Source organism: Serratia sp. NGAS9, from assembly GCF_009905295.1.
Classification (GTDB): domain Bacteria; phylum Pseudomonadota; class Gammaproteobacteria; order Enterobacterales; family Enterobacteriaceae; genus Serratia; species Serratia bockelmannii.
Genome location: NZ_CP047605.1, coordinates 3,652,674 through 3,666,332, shown reverse-complemented (window position 1 = coordinate 3,666,332; position 13,659 = coordinate 3,652,674). Strand labels below are relative to the sequence as shown.

Genomic DNA, 13,659 nt, shown 5'->3' with positions numbered 1-13,659 from the left:
TAAAAAACAGCATTTTCTTTAGGCAAACTTTCAGGCAAAATGCCCGGCCGCCATAAAGAGACGGCGCGTTATCGTTTTAAAGCTTTGGCTTTGGGTTGTAAAACTCGGCGGTACAGCACGCACGGCGTTTCTGTATAGCGTTACTTTGTCAACAACAGCGGTGCAATATGCAAGTTTTGATTATGCGTCACGGAGAGGCGGCGCTCGAGGCAGCCAGCGATGCGGTAAGGCCCCTTACCCTGTGCGGCCGCGACGAGTCCCGTCAGATGGCGGCCTGGTTGAACACCAAGTCTGTGGATATTGAACGCGTGCTGGTCAGCCCCTATCTGCGGGCCGAACAGACGCTGGCGACGGTGCGTGAAGCCTTGACGCTGCCGGAGGGCGAAGAAGTGCTGCCCGAGCTGACGCCGGGCGGCAACGCCGAACAGGTCGGCAGCTATCTGCAGGCGCTGGCGATGCAAGGGGTGAGCTCGGTGCTGATCGTGTCGCACCTGCCGCTGGTGGGCTACCTGGTGGCTGAACTGTGCCCGGGCGAGTGCCCGCCGATGTTCGCGACCTCGGCGATCGCTAACGTCGATCTGCCGGCGGACGGCAGCTACGGCAAATTTGAATGGCAGGTCAGCCCGTCGCAGGTGATGGCCAAAGTGTGAGCCGCGGATGCGGTGCGGAATAAACTCAGGGCGATGTCTGACATCGCCCTGAGTCGTTTCTGCGGGGGGCTATTCTGCCAGCTCCACCAACAGCAGGACGGCGGCGTTGCCGCCCCATTCCTTCGGCGCCTGATGGAACGCCAGCACGTCGGGATGCTGCGCAAGCCACAGCGGCGTTTGCTGTTTGAGAATGTGTTTGCCGTGCCCGTGCATCACGCAGGCGCAGTGCACGTGCTCGCGTTTGCAGGCGGCGATCAACGCCCCCAGCTCCTGCTTGGCCTGCAGCTGGGTCAGGCCGTGCAAATCGAGAAACAGCTCCGGCGAATAATCGCCGCGTCGCAGCTTCTTCAGCTCATACGGGCTGCTGCCGGGGCGCACGTAGCGCGTCGGGCCTTCCTCTTCCAGCTGCGGCTGATATTCATCTGAAAAATAATAGCTGGCATCGACCTGCTCCTGCAGCAGCCGCTGCGGCGCAACCTGTTTGACCTTGAGCTTCGGCGGGCGGTGGACGATGGTGTCCTGGCGCAGCTTTTTTGCGCCCGCCACCGACTCTCTGAAGAGCTGTTGTTCGTCTTTGCTCAGAGGGGGCTTGTTCTTCATGCTTCATTCACCGGAAATCGTTTATTTCGCTAGTTTACCTTGTGAATGAGCGCTGTCGACGCAAAACTCGGGCCAGAGTGAAAAGCGCGAGGGGCGCGCGTGATTTGTCGCGGGCTTCATGGCAAACTATGCGGCTAAATCATGAAACACAGCGCCTGCCGGAGGGCAAATTGGACAAAATTTTCGTCGACGAAGCAGTGAACGAACTGCACACCATTCAAGATATGCTGCGCTGGACGGTAAGCCGCTTCAACGCCGCCAATATCTATTATGGTCACGGAACCGACAATCCGTGGGACGAAGCGGTGCAATTGGTGCTGCCAAGCCTGTTCCTGCCGTTGGACATTCCGGAGGACATGCACACCGCCCGTCTGACCTCCAGCGAGCGCCATCGCATCGTTGAGCGCGTGATCCGCCGCGTCAACGAACGCATCCCGGTCGCTTACCTGACCAACAAGGCCTGGTTCTGCGGCATGGAATTCTACGTCGACGAACGCGTGTTGGTGCCGCGCTCGCCGATCGGTGAGCTGATCAACGATCGTTTCAGCGCGCTGATCCCGCACCCGCCACGCCATATTCTCGACATGTGCACCGGCAGCGGCTGCATCGCCATCGCCTGTGGCTACGCTTTCCCGGAAGCGGAAGTGGACGCGGTGGACATCTCCAGCGAAGTGCTGGCGGTGACCGAGCGCAATATTCAGGCGCACGGCGTCGAACATCAGGTGATCCCGATCCGTTCCGATCTGTTCCGCGACGTTCCCGCGATCCAGTACGATCTGATCGTCACCAACCCGCCGTACGTCGATGCGGAAGACATGTCCGATCTGCCGCAGGAGTTCCGCTTTGAGCCGGAACTGGGCCTGGCGGCGGGCAGCGACGGCCTGAAGCTGGTGCGCCGCATCCTGGCCTGCGCGCCGGACTACCTGACCGACGACGGCGTGCTGATTTGTGAAGTGGGCAACAGCATGGTACATCTGATGGAACAATATCCGGACATCCCGTTCACCTGGCTGGAATTCGAAAATGGCGGCGACGGCGTGTTCATGCTGACCAAACAGCAGCTGGTGGATTGCAAGGATCACTTCAGCCTCTATCGCAGCTAAACCGCATTTCCAGGGCCCGCACGGCGGGCCTCATAACGATAAAAGACTAACGGTAAGGAGCCGTGATGGCAGGAAACAGTATTGGGCAGATTTTCCGCGTCACCACCTTCGGTGAATCTCACGGGGTGGCGCTGGGTTGTATCGTCGATGGCGTACCGCCCGGCATTCCGCTCACCGAAGCCGATTTGCAACACGATCTGGATCGTCGTCGTCCGGGCACCTCGCGTTACACCACCCAGCGTCGCGAACCGGATCAGGTGCGCATTCTCTCCGGCGTATTCGAAGGCGTGACCACCGGTACCAGCATCGGTCTGATCATTGAAAACACCGATCAGCGCTCGCAAGACTACAGCGCCATCAAAGACGTGTTCCGTCCGGGGCATGCCGACTACACCTACGAACAGAAATACGGTCTGCGCGACTATCGCGGCGGTGGCCGCTCTTCGGCGCGCGAAACCGCCATGCGCGTTGCGGCGGGCGCCATCGCCAAGAAATACCTGCAGCAGAAGTTCGGCGTGCAGGTGCGCGGCTATCTGGCGCAGATCGGCGATGTGACCTGTGAGCTGAAAGACTGGGATCAGGTCGAACAGAACCCGTTCTTCTGCCCGGATCCGGACAAGCTGGAAGCGCTGGACGAACTGATGCGCGCGCTGAAAAAAGAGGGCGACTCCATTGGCGCCAAGGTCAGCGTGATTGCGGAGAACGTGCCGGTTGGCCTGGGCGAGCCGGTGTTTGATCGCCTCGACGCCGATCTGGCGCACGCGCTGATGAGCATCAACGCGGTGAAAGGCGTGGAGATCGGTGACGGATTTGCTGTCGTGACCAAACGCGGCAGCGAAAACCGCGATGAAATCACCCCGGAAGGCTTCCAGAGCAACCATGCCGGCGGCATTCTCGGCGGCATCAGCAGCGGCCAACCGGTGATCGCGCATCTGGCGCTGAAGCCGACCTCCAGCATCATGGTACCGGGCCGCACCATCAATCGCCAGGGCGAAGCGGTGGAAATGGTGACACGCGGTCGCCACGATCCGTGCGTGGGCATCCGCGCCGTGCCGATCGCCGAAGCGATGATGGCAATCGTGTTGATGGATCACCTGCTGCGCCAGCGTGCGCAAAACGGTGATGTGGTTTCCGACGTACCTCGCTGGTAATCGCCATGAAAAACTGGATGTTGGGCCTGGTGGCCTTGACGGCCTCCGCTTCCGCCATGGCGCTGACGCCGTGGCAGAAAATCGACCATCCGGTGGCCGGCGCGCCGCAGGCGGTGGGCGGTTTCGCCAACGGCTGCGTCATCGGCGCGCAGCCATTGCCGCTGAATTCACCGGACTACCAGGTGATGCGTACCGACCAGCGCCGCTATTTCGGCCATCCGGATCTGCTGGCGTTCATACAGCGCCTCAGCAGCCAAGCGAACCAGAAAGCGCTGGGCACGGTGCTGATCGGCGACATGGCGATGCCGGCCGGTGGGCGCTTCAGCAGCGGCCACGCCAGCCACCAGTCGGGGCTCGACGTCGACATCTGGCTGCAGTTGCCGCGCCAACGCTGGAGCGCGCAGCAATTGCTCAAACCGCAGCCGATCGACCTGGTGTCGGGCGATGGCAAGCAGGTGGTGGCGAGCCAATGGCAGCCGCAAATTGAGTCGCTGATCAAACTGGCGGCGCAGGACGCGGACGTGACGCGCATCTTCGTCAACCCGGCGATCAAGCAGCGTCTGTGCCTGGACGCCGGCGCCGATCGCGCCTGGCTGCACAAGGTGCGGCCGTGGTTCGGCCACCGTGCGCACATGCACGTGCGTCTGCGTTGTCCGGCCGGCAGCCTGGAGTGCCAGGAGCAGGATACGCCGCCGCCGGGCGACGGCTGCGGCGCCGAACTGGCGAGCTGGTTCGTGCCGCATCAGCCGAACGCGAAGCCGGGCAAACCCGTGCCGCCGCCGTTACCGCCGACCTGTCAGGCATTGCTGGATCACCATTTCTCAGCGGAATAACACATGGACTGGTTCGTCATTGGCCCCGAGATGCTCGGGGTGTTGTTTGCGGTAGCGCTGCTGGCGGGGTTTATCGACTCCATCGCCGGCGGCGGCGGATTACTGACGGTGCCGGCCTTGCTGGCGGTGGGGGTTCCTCCGGCGCAGGCGCTGGCGACCAATAAGCTGCAGTCGGTCGGCGGCTCCTTCTCCGCCAGTCTGTACTTCATTCGTCGGCGAGCGGTGAACCTCAACGACCAGAAGCTGACGATCTTTCTGACGCTGATCGGCTCGATCGCCGGCGCCATTTTGGTGCAGCATATGCGCGCCGATTTGCTGCGGCAGATGTTGCCGCTGCTGGTGATCGGCATCGGTCTCTATTTCTTGTTGATGCCGCGACTGGGTGAGGAAGATCGTCAACGCCGTCTCGGGGCCTTGCCGTTCGGGCTGGTGGCCGGCGGTTGCGTCGGGTTTTACGACGGTTTCTTCGGCCCCGGCGCCGGGTCATTCTACGCGCTGGCCTACGTGACGCTGTGCGGTTTCAACCTCGCCAAGTCCACGGCGCACGCCAAGGTGCTGAACTTTACCTCCAACGTCGGCGGGCTGGCGCTGTTCATCATCGGCGGCAAGGTGGTGTGGAGCATTGGTCTGGTGATGTTGGTGGGGCAGGTGCTGGGGGCGCGTTTGGGCGCGCACATGGTGCTGACCCGCGGCCAGAAATTGATTCGGCCGATGATCGTGATCGTCTCGCTGGTGATGAGCCTCAAGCTGCTGTACGACAATCACGGCGCGGAAATTCAGCAGTGGTTGACCGCCTTGGTGCACGGTTAAAGATGAAGAGGGGGCGTTGCTTACGCGCCCTGTCTTATCGGGTATAATGGCCTCTTTATTTTTGTGGTTATAGAGTTTTTATGTCAGACAAGCAGACCCGCCATCACTATGAGCAGTTGATCGAGATCTTCAATCGGTGCTTCAGCGATGACTACAACACCCGCCTGGTGAAGGGCGACGACGAACCTATCTACCTGCCGGCCGACGACGAATTGCCGTATCACCGCATCGTGTTCGCCCACGGCTTCTACGCCAGCGGCCTGCATGAAATCTCGCACTGGTGCATCGCCGGTGAAGCGCGCCGCCAACTGGTGGACTTCGGTTACTGGTATTGCCCGGACGGGCGCGACGCGCAAACCCAGAGTGAATTCGAAGCGGTGGAGATCAAACCGCAGGCGCTGGAATGGATGTTCTGCGTGGCGGCCGGTTTCCCGTTCAACGTCAGCTGCGACAACCTGAACGGCGACTGCGAGCCGGATCGCATCGCGTTCCAGCGCAAGGTGCGCGCCCGGGTATTGATGCTACTGGAGCAGGGAATACCCACACGGCCTGCGCGCTTTATTCAGGCGTTGCAATCGTTCTACAATACGCCACCGCTGGCGGCCGAGCATTTTCCGTATCCGGAAGATCTCAACTGACGCCACAGCCCGTTATTTAATGAGGAAATTTGATGATCGCAGAATTTGAAGCGCGCATTTTGGCGCTGATTGATGACATGGTAGAGCACGCCAGCGATGATGAACTGTTTGCCGGTGGCTACCTGCGCGGTCATCTGACGCTGGCGGTGGCCGAAGCGGAAGAACAGGGCGAGCATACTGCCGAAGCGCTGAAAGCGCGGGTGGAAGAGAGCCTACACAAGGCGATCGCCGCTGGGGAACTCTCGCCGCCGGATCAGATTTTGGTGCGCGGCATGTGGGAAAACCTCTATCAGGCTGCCACCCCTGCCGCCTGACCGCCATGCCGGGGCGCGTCGCCGCGCCCCTCATCCATGAATTAAACCGCACGTCCTTTCAGTAACTTTCGCACCCACATTCGATTCGGATTCAACGCCGCCAGCAGGCGCGCGTCGCCCGGTAACGGTTCGCCGAACAGCTGCGCCGCCAGAATTTCCGCCGCCAGCGGCGCCGAACACAGCCCGCGCGATCCCAACCCACCGATAGCGAACAGGCCGGGATAGACCGGCGCATCGGCGACGGTTTCGCCGCGCTGGTTCTGCCGCTGCAAATCCTGATACTGCGTCAACGTGGCCTGATAGTCCGGCAGCGCGCCGACCATCGGTAAATGATCGCGGGTGGCGCTGCGCACGCCGCAGCGCGCCTGATGAGCGCTGACGTCCACCTGCTGCGGCCAGGCCTGCTCCGGCAGGCAGCGCAGCAGGCGTTCACGGTTTTCCTGTTGCTCCTGCTCGCGGTAGTCGGTGGTGATGTCGCCGCGCTGGTAGCTGGCGCCAATGCAGTGGTGGCCGTTGTTGGCATTAACCGGCGTCAGGTAGCCGTCGTAACACAAGACCTGTTTCAATTGACCGAGGGCCGGCGAGCTTGGGATATGCGACACCTGTCCGCGTACCGAATACAGCGGCAGGGCTTCCGTCGGCGCCAGTTCGGCCAGCCGATGGCCATTGGCCAGGATCACCGTCGCATGGCTGCGGCTTTCGCCGTGGGCGAAGTCGATGCGCCAGCCGTTTTCTTCCTGCGTCAGCCTCTGTGCATCGTGCCGGTAGTGGCAGACCAAGCCCTGGCGCTGCGCCAGCGCGAGAGCGCCGCGCGTCAGCTCGGCCGGACAGAGCCAACCGCCTTGGGGGTAGGTGATGCCGCCAAAGCCGGTATCGACGCCGCACAGTCCGCTGAGCGTCTCGCGGTCGGCCGCCATCGCCAAGGCCTGCGGCCAGTCGGTTTTCAGCATATTGGCGATCTTAGCGCCGCTCTTGTCGTCATAGGCCAACTGGCTGACGCCGCACCACTGATGATCAAAGGCGACGCCTTGTTGCAACAGCGCGTCGTACTGGCGGCGGGCGAAGGGAAACGCGGCGCTGAAGAAGCTCTCCAGCGCGTCGCCGCTGCCGTTCAGCAACGGATAAATCGCCCCCTGGCGATTGCCGGATGCCCCCTCCGCCGCCTGCTCATCGGCGCAGTACAGCGTGACGGTGGCACCGCGCCGCAGCAAGGCCAGCGCGGTGAGCGCGCTGGCGACGCCGCCGCCGATCAGGGCGATGTCGGCGGTGTTGTCCGCCGCCGGGCGCCGATACCAGGGCGCCGGATGTGCGGCGGGCTGCGCATCGGCCGGGAGCTCGCCGGCGAGCATCTCACGCTTTTGGCCGAAGCCTTTGCAGCGGTTGACCTGAAAACCGGCCTGTTGCAAGCCACGGCGCACAAAGCCGGCGGCGGTAAAGGTGGCGAAGCTGCCTCCCGGCCGGGCGAAACGCGCCATGGCGGCGAACAGTTGATCGGTCCACATGTCGGGATTTTTTGCCGGCGCGAAACCGTCGAGGAACCAGGCATCCACCTGGTTATTCATGCTGGCGTCAAACTGCGGCAGCAGGTCGTTGACGTCGCCGAACCACAGATCGAGCGTAATGCGGCCTTCGGCCAGCAACAGACGATGGCAGCCCGGTAGCGGCAGCGGCCATTGGGCGCGCAGCTCGTCGGCATAAGGCGCCAGCTCCGGCCAGCGCGCATGCGCCGCCGCCAGATCGGCCTGGTGCAGGGGGAATTTTTCGAAGCTGATAAAGTGCAGGCGTTGCAGCGCGGCGTCCGGCTCGGCCTGGCGGAAGCCGGCGAAGGCCTGCCACAGCGTGAGGAAATTGAGCCCGGTGCCGAACCCGGTTTCCGCCACCACCAACAACGGACGCGGGTGGGTGGCGAAACGTTGCGGCAGCCGATTGCCGTGCAGGAAGACGTAGCGGGTTTCTTCCAGCCCATCCTGATTGGAAAAATAGACGTCATCAAACTGTTTCGAAACAGGTGTACCCTGTTCGTTCCAGGTTAGCGTTGCGGTTTGGATGGGGGCGTGATTCACGGTCAATGGCTCGAAATTCAAGGGATGCCGCGAATTCTAACGGCGCTGGCGCCCCGGCGCAAACTGGACAACAATAAAGCTGAAAAACGCTGATCGGACTTGTTCGGCTTACATCTGTACGCTAAAGTGCGATGCAAAATCCCGTAGGTAAATAGTGGAAGAGGTATTGAATGAAACGTGCAGTGATTACTGGCCTGGGAGTTGTCTCCAGCATTGGTAATAACCAGCAGGAGGTCCTGGCAAGCCTGCAGGAAGGACGTTCTGGGATCACTTTCTCCCAGGAGCTGAAAGATTCCGGCATGCGTAGTCACGTATGGGGGCAAGTTAAGCTCGACACGACCGGCCTGATCGACCGCAAGGCAGTGCGTTTCATGAGCGATGCTTCCATTTATGCCTTCCTGGCGATGCAAGAAGCGATCGCATCTTCCGGCCTGAAGGAAGAAGAGTATCAAAACAACCCGCGTGTAGGCCTGATTGCCGGTTCCGGCGGCGGTTCTCCGCGCTTCCAGGTGTTCGGCGCCGATGCGATGCGCAGCCCGCGCGGCCTGAAAGCGGTTGGCCCGTACGTGGTGACCAAAGCCATGGCTTCCGGCGTTTCCGCCTGCCTGGCAACGCCGTTCAAAATCCATGGCGTGAACTACTCCATCAGCTCCGCTTGCGCGACCTCCGCGCACTGCATCGGCAACGCGGTTGAGCAAATTCAGTTGGGCAAACAGGACATCGTGTTCGCCGGCGGCGGCGAAGAGCTGTGCTGGGAAATGGCCTGCGAGTTCGATGCGATGGGCGCGCTGTCCACTAAGTACAACGACACGCCGGAAAAAGCCTCCCGCACCTACGACGCCGATCGTGACGGTTTCGTCATCGCCGGCGGCGGCGGCATGGTGGTGGTTGAAGAACTGGAGCACGCGCTGGCGCGCGGTGCGCACATTTATGCAGAAATCGTTGGCTACGGCGCGACTTCCGACGGTGCCGACATGGTTGCCCCTTCGGGCGAAGGCGCAGTGCGCTGCATGAAGATGGCGATGCAGGATCTGGATGCGCCGATCGACTACATCAACGTGCACGGCACCTCTACGCCGGTAGGCGACGTGAAAGAGCTGGGCGCTATTCGTGAAGTGTTCGGTGACAATACCCCGGCCATCTCCTCCACCAAGGCGATGACCGGTCACTCGCTGGGCGCCGCGGGCGTGCAGGAAGCGATTTACAGCCTGCTGATGCTGGAGCACGGCTTTATCGCGCCGAGCATTAACATCGAAACCCTGGATGAGCAGGCGGCCGGCATGAACATCGTGACCCAGCCGACTCAGCGCGAGCTGACCACCGTGATGTCCAACAGCTTCGGCTTCGGCGGCACCAACGCCACCCTGGTGATGCGCAAACTGGCGAAATAATTCCGCCTGAGCTTCATTTCGCCATCAAGCCCGCGTTTTCGCGGGCTTTTTACTGCTCAAAGCCCGCCGGGCGAGCGCTCGGAGTTTTCCCAAATCACATCCCCTGACACATCATTACCTCGCCATTACACGCGTTGAGCATACAATAGCCAGGTAGCGTGATTATCGCTCGGCGTAGCTTTCTAAAGTGATCGAACATTGAGGCAAGAAGTATGAAAAAGTTAATTGCGGTTGGGTTACTGTCGGCCGTGTTGGCCGGATGCGCCACCGATTCTCCCTGCGTGCCGGTCTACGATGACCAGGGGCGTCTGGTGCACACCAACACCTGTATGAAGGGCACCACTCAGGATAACTGGGAAACCGCAGGCGCGATCGCCGGCGGCGCGGCGGCGGTTGCCGGTCTGACCCTCGGTATCATCGCGCTGACCAAGTGATCGGCGCGGAACAGGAATAAGCCCGGCCATGGCGCGCCGGGCTTTTTTATCTCACTGCACTAAAAACGCCTTGAACTGCGGCGTCATCACGGCGCTGAAACCGTCGTCGGTTTTGCTGATCAGGTAGACCGCCAGCCCTTTCTCTTCGGCGAGCTGCAACGCTTTCTCCGGGCCCAGCACCATCAAGCCTGTATCCCAGCCGTCGGCCTCGAGCGCAGTGGGGGCGATCACCGTGGCGGAAACCAGCCGGTGGTTGATCGGCCTGCCGGTGGTCGGATCGATGACATGGGAGTAGCGCTGGCCGTTTTGTTCAAAGTAGTTGCGGTAGCTGCCGGCGGTGCTGATGCCGTAACCGTGCAGATCCACCAGCGCCTGCACCGCATTTTCACGATCGGTCGGCTTTTGGATCGCTACCCGCCAGGGTTTGCCCTGGCCGTTGACGCCGCGCGAAGAGACCGCGCCACCGACCGATACCAGGTAGTTGGTAATGCCGTTACGGTTCATCAGGCGCACCAACTCATCGGCGCCATAGCCTTCGCCCAGCGTCGAGAGATCGACATACATGCCCGGCAGATCTTTTTGCAGCCACTCCCCGCGACTGTCGCTGATCAGCTTCAGGTGCTGCAGGCCGGTGCGCTGCTTCGCCGCGTGGATCTGCGCCTGTTCCGGCACCTTGACCGGATGCTTGTCTGGGCCGAATCCCCACAGGTTTACCAGCGGGCCGACGGTGATGTCCATGGCGCCGCCGGTATCACGGCCGATGCGCTGGGCCATCAACACGATGTCCGCCATGCCGCGCGGGATAGGCTGCGGTTCGAGGCTGGCGCTGTGGTTAAACCGCGACAGTACCGAATCGGCGCGGTAGGTCGAGATGTCGTCGTTGGCCCGTTCGAGCACCGTGTCGATCTGCCGCTGCAGCTCTTGTTTGCCGATCGCGACGTCACCGCTGACCTTAACGCTGTAGAAGGTGCCCATGGTCTTGCCGTCGATATCGATTTGCGGGCGGGAGGCGGCATCGTCGCAGGCGGCGAGCAGGGCGCATAAGGCGCTGAGCAACGCCCCTTTGGCGAACAGGGAAGCCATAACATGTCCTTTGAAACCGTGAAAGCCGCTACAAATAAAGTAAAGCGCGGCAAATGAAAAGCGGATAAAGGTAAAATAGCATTTTGCTGGCGCTGAAGCCGCGCCTGAGCTAACGTCTCGTTCATGCTTTTCGCTGAGGTTTCAAGCTGCCACCATGAGTGCAACCGCCATTTCCCGGATTATCCATCCCTTTGTCAAAGATCGCTTCTTGCATGTATTGCTGCTGGCCGGCGTGGCGATGTTCGTCTTTCATCCGCAGCCATTGGCGGCGTTGGGCGGCTTTATCGACGGCCGCACCCTCATCACCCTGCTGGGGCTGATGCTGCTGACCAAAGGCGTTGAGGTTAGCGGCTACTTCGACTTCGTTGGCCGTAAGATTATCAACCGGTTGCACAGCGAACGACGGCTAGCGCTGTTCCTGGTGTTTTCAGCCGCGCTGCTGTCGTCGTTTCTGACCAACGACGTGGCGCTGTTTATCGTCATTCCGCTCACCATCACGCTAAAAAAGCTGTCGGCGCTGCCGGTTGGCCGCTTGATCATCTTCCAGGCGCTGGCGGTGAACGCCGGTTCGTTGCTGACGCCGATCGGCAACCCGCAAAATATCCTACTGTGGAGCCGATCCGGCCTCTCTTTCCTCGATTTTATCGGCCAGATGGCGCCGTTTGGCGCCGCAATGATGTTGAGCCTACTGGCGCTGACCTGGTTCAGCTTCCCGGCGCGCGACATCGTGAAAACGCCGAATACCGAGGGGTATCCCTACCAGCGGCCGCTGTTGCTGAGCTGTGTAGGGCTGTATGCAGTTTTCCTGCTGTGTCTCGATTTCGATCTGCCGTTGTACGGGCTGCTGGCGGTGTTCGCCGGTTTCTTGCTGCTGGCGCGCCGAGTGCTGTTGCAGATCGACTGGAGTCTGATTTTCGTGTTCGCCGCCATGTTCATCGATGTCGGCCTGTTTACCCGCTTGCCGCCGCTTCAGCCGGCGTTCGCCGCCATCGCCGGGCTGAGCGAGGGGAGCGTGTATGCGTTGGGCGTCGGGCTGTCGCAGATCGTCAGCAACGTGCCGGCCACCATACTGTTGCTCAACTATGTGCCCTCCAGCGCTCAGCTGGCCTATGCGGTCAACGCCGGCGGCTTCGGGTTGGCGATCGGATCGCTCGCCAACCTGATTGCGCTGCGCATGGCGGGGGAGCGCAAGATCTGGTTGCGCTTCCACTATTATTCGCTGCCGCTGTTGGTATGGGCCGCGTTGCTCGGCTGGGTGATGAGCTAAGCCGGTTGGCCGCTTTGCCGCGCGGCCAGCAGGCAAATGCTGCGGGTCACCTGATAGGATTTCACGAAGGCGCTGACGGGTAAAAACTCGAAGCGCGAGTGGAAGTTATGCGCGCCGGTGAAGTAATTGGGCGTCAGGATACCGCGGCTGGAGAGCGCCGCACCGTCGGTGCCGCCGCGCATTGGGATCACCTTCGGCGGGATGCCGTGGGCGGCAAGGGCGCCGAAGATCAGATCGATAGCGCGCCGATCTTCGCCGATGGCATTGCTGATGTTGCTGTAGATGTCGCTGACGTTGCAGCTAACGTTGGCGCGCGGATAGTTGGCCGCCACCTGGCGCACCGTCTCCTCAAGGCGGGCCTTGCGCGCCTCGAACGCCGCGCGATCGAAGTCGCGAATCGACACCTTCAGCGTCGCCTGATTGGCGTTGGCGGCCAGATCGGTGAACCAGAAATAGCCCTCGCGCCCTTCGGTGTGCTCCGGGGTATCCAGTACATCGAATCGGTTAATGATGTCGTTGGCGATGCGTATCGGGTTGATTAATACGTTTTTCGCCGACATCGGGTGGGCGGTCACTCCCTCGATGCGGATCTCCGCCGCTGCCGCGTTGAAATTCTCGTACACCACTTCACCCAGTTCGCAGCAGTCGATGGTGTAGGCGAAATCGACGGGGAAACGCTGCAGATCCAGCGCCTTGGCGCCGCGCAGGCCGATTTCTTCGTCCGGTACGAACGCCACCACGATATCGCCGTGGCGATCGGCCGCGGTCAGGTTGGCCAGCAGCGTCATCACCACGGTGACTGCCGCCTTATTGTCGGCGCCCAGCACGCTGGTGCCGTCGCTGAACAGGATCTCTTCGTTCCGGTAGGGCAGGATCTCCGGATGCTCGGCGGTACGCAGCCAGATGTCCTGCTCGGCGTTCAGGCATAAATCCTCGCCGGTGAAGCGCAGGCGCTGCGGATGAATCTCGGGCGACAGGCCGACGTCCACGGTGTCGATATGCGTGATGAAGCCGATGCGCGGCGCGCCGGGTTGGGTGCCGGGCTTGCGGGCGGTCACGGTGGCGTGCTCGTCGATTTGCACGTCGGCCAGGCCGAGCCGGCGCAGCTCGTCCGCCAACAGTTGCGCCATCTCATGCTGCCCCGGCGTGCTGGGCAGGGCGGTTGCGGCGGCGTCGCTCTGGCTGGTCACCGCCAGATAGCGGAAGAAACGTTCGGTAAGCTGTTCGGCAATCGGGCTGGTCATCGGAACTCCTCGCGGTTGGCAATCTACCGGTTTTAAAACGAAATCAGCCGATTGTCCAACGGCGCAATGCGTAAACCG

Annotated in this window: 14 protein-coding genes; 10 read left to right on the top strand and 4 right to left on the bottom strand. The window is 61.6% G+C overall.

Annotation, left to right across the window (positions count from 1 at the left end):
- Positions 1 to 167 precede the first annotated feature (167 nt).
- A complete protein-coding gene (gene sixA / locus GUC32_RS17440) occupies positions 168 to 650 on the top strand; it encodes a phosphohistidine phosphatase SixA (RefSeq protein WP_004936230.1) in 483 nt (160 codons plus the stop codon).
- Positions 651 to 719: 69 nt separating this feature from the next.
- Here the strand turns inward: sixA and smrB are convergent, their stop codons facing one another.
- Positions 720 to 1,250: an endonuclease SmrB gene (gene smrB / locus GUC32_RS17435; protein ID WP_025303720.1), complete on the bottom strand. Its 531-nt coding sequence runs from the start codon at positions 1,248 to 1,250 to the stop codon at positions 720 to 722.
- 170 nt (positions 1,251 to 1,420) lie between these two features.
- On the opposite strand from smrB, the gene prmB reads away from it, so the two are divergent.
- The 6 genes from prmB to GUC32_RS17405 all read left to right on the top strand — a co-directional run bounded on the left by prmB (position 1,421) and on the right by GUC32_RS17405 (position 6,099).
- A complete protein-coding gene (gene prmB / locus GUC32_RS17430; RefSeq protein WP_025160157.1) occupies positions 1,421 to 2,353 on the top strand; it encodes a 50S ribosomal protein L3 N(5)-glutamine methyltransferase in 933 nt (310 codons plus the stop codon).
- A gap of 65 nt (positions 2,354 to 2,418) precedes the next feature.
- On the top strand, positions 2,419 to 3,504 hold the full coding sequence (gene aroC / locus GUC32_RS17425) for a chorismate synthase (protein ID WP_004936219.1): 1,086 nt from the start codon (positions 2,419 to 2,421) through the stop codon (positions 3,502 to 3,504).
- 5 nt (positions 3,505 to 3,509) lie between these two features.
- Positions 3,510 to 4,337, top strand: a complete 828-nt coding sequence (gene mepA, locus GUC32_RS17420) for a penicillin-insensitive murein endopeptidase (protein ID WP_043140182.1) — start codon at positions 3,510 to 3,512, stop codon at positions 4,335 to 4,337.
- A gap of 3 nt (positions 4,338 to 4,340) precedes the next feature.
- Positions 4,341 to 5,147, top strand: coding sequence for a sulfite exporter TauE/SafE family protein (locus tag GUC32_RS17415; protein WP_025303718.1), 807 nt, complete (start codon positions 4,341 to 4,343; stop codon positions 5,145 to 5,147).
- An 80-nt stretch (positions 5,148 to 5,227) separates the two neighbouring features.
- Positions 5,228 to 5,785, top strand: coding sequence for an elongation factor P hydroxylase (locus GUC32_RS17410; RefSeq protein ID WP_025303717.1), 558 nt, complete (start codon positions 5,228 to 5,230; stop codon positions 5,783 to 5,785).
- 32 nt (positions 5,786 to 5,817) lie between these two features.
- On the top strand, positions 5,818 to 6,099 hold the full coding sequence (locus tag GUC32_RS17405) for a YfcL family protein (RefSeq protein WP_016926855.1): 282 nt from the start codon (positions 5,818 to 5,820) through the stop codon (positions 6,097 to 6,099).
- Between the two features lie 41 nt (positions 6,100 to 6,140).
- Here the strand turns inward: GUC32_RS17405 and mnmC are convergent, their stop codons facing one another.
- On the bottom strand, positions 6,141 to 8,162 hold the full coding sequence (gene mnmC / locus GUC32_RS17400) for a bifunctional tRNA (5-methylaminomethyl-2-thiouridine)(34)-methyltransferase MnmD/FAD-dependent 5-carboxymethylaminomethyl-2-thiouridine(34) oxidoreductase MnmC (RefSeq protein WP_334671206.1): 2,022 nt from the start codon (positions 8,160 to 8,162) through the stop codon (positions 6,141 to 6,143).
- 170 nt (positions 8,163 to 8,332) lie between these two features.
- On the opposite strand from mnmC, the gene fabB reads away from it, so the two are divergent.
- Both fabB and GUC32_RS17390 read left to right on the top strand, forming a co-directional pair.
- Complete coding sequence (fabB, locus tag GUC32_RS17395) at positions 8,333 to 9,553, top strand: beta-ketoacyl-ACP synthase I (protein WP_016926857.1); 1,221 nt, start codon at positions 8,333 to 8,335, stop codon at positions 9,551 to 9,553.
- Between the two features lie 212 nt (positions 9,554 to 9,765).
- Positions 9,766 to 9,987: a hypothetical protein gene (locus GUC32_RS17390; protein WP_004936201.1), complete on the top strand. Its 222-nt coding sequence runs from the start codon at positions 9,766 to 9,768 to the stop codon at positions 9,985 to 9,987.
- Between the two features lie 51 nt (positions 9,988 to 10,038).
- Here the strand turns inward: GUC32_RS17390 and apbE are convergent, their stop codons facing one another.
- Positions 10,039 to 11,070: an FAD:protein FMN transferase ApbE gene (apbE, locus tag GUC32_RS17385; protein ID WP_342122415.1), complete on the bottom strand. Its 1,032-nt coding sequence runs from the start codon at positions 11,068 to 11,070 to the stop codon at positions 10,039 to 10,041.
- Positions 11,071 to 11,224: 154 nt separating this feature from the next.
- On the opposite strand from apbE, the gene GUC32_RS17380 reads away from it, so the two are divergent.
- Positions 11,225 to 12,337 (top strand): SLC13 family permease, encoded by a 1,113-nt coding sequence (locus GUC32_RS17380; RefSeq protein ID WP_049203718.1) that lies wholly within the window; start codon positions 11,225 to 11,227, stop codon positions 12,335 to 12,337.
- Here the strand turns inward: GUC32_RS17380 and pepT are convergent.
- A complete protein-coding gene (gene pepT / locus GUC32_RS17375) occupies positions 12,334 to 13,581 on the bottom strand; it encodes a peptidase T (protein WP_049294897.1) in 1,248 nt (415 codons plus the stop codon). The genes GUC32_RS17380 and pepT overlap by 4 nt on opposite strands.
- Between the last annotated feature and the right edge of the window lie 78 nt (positions 13,582 to 13,659).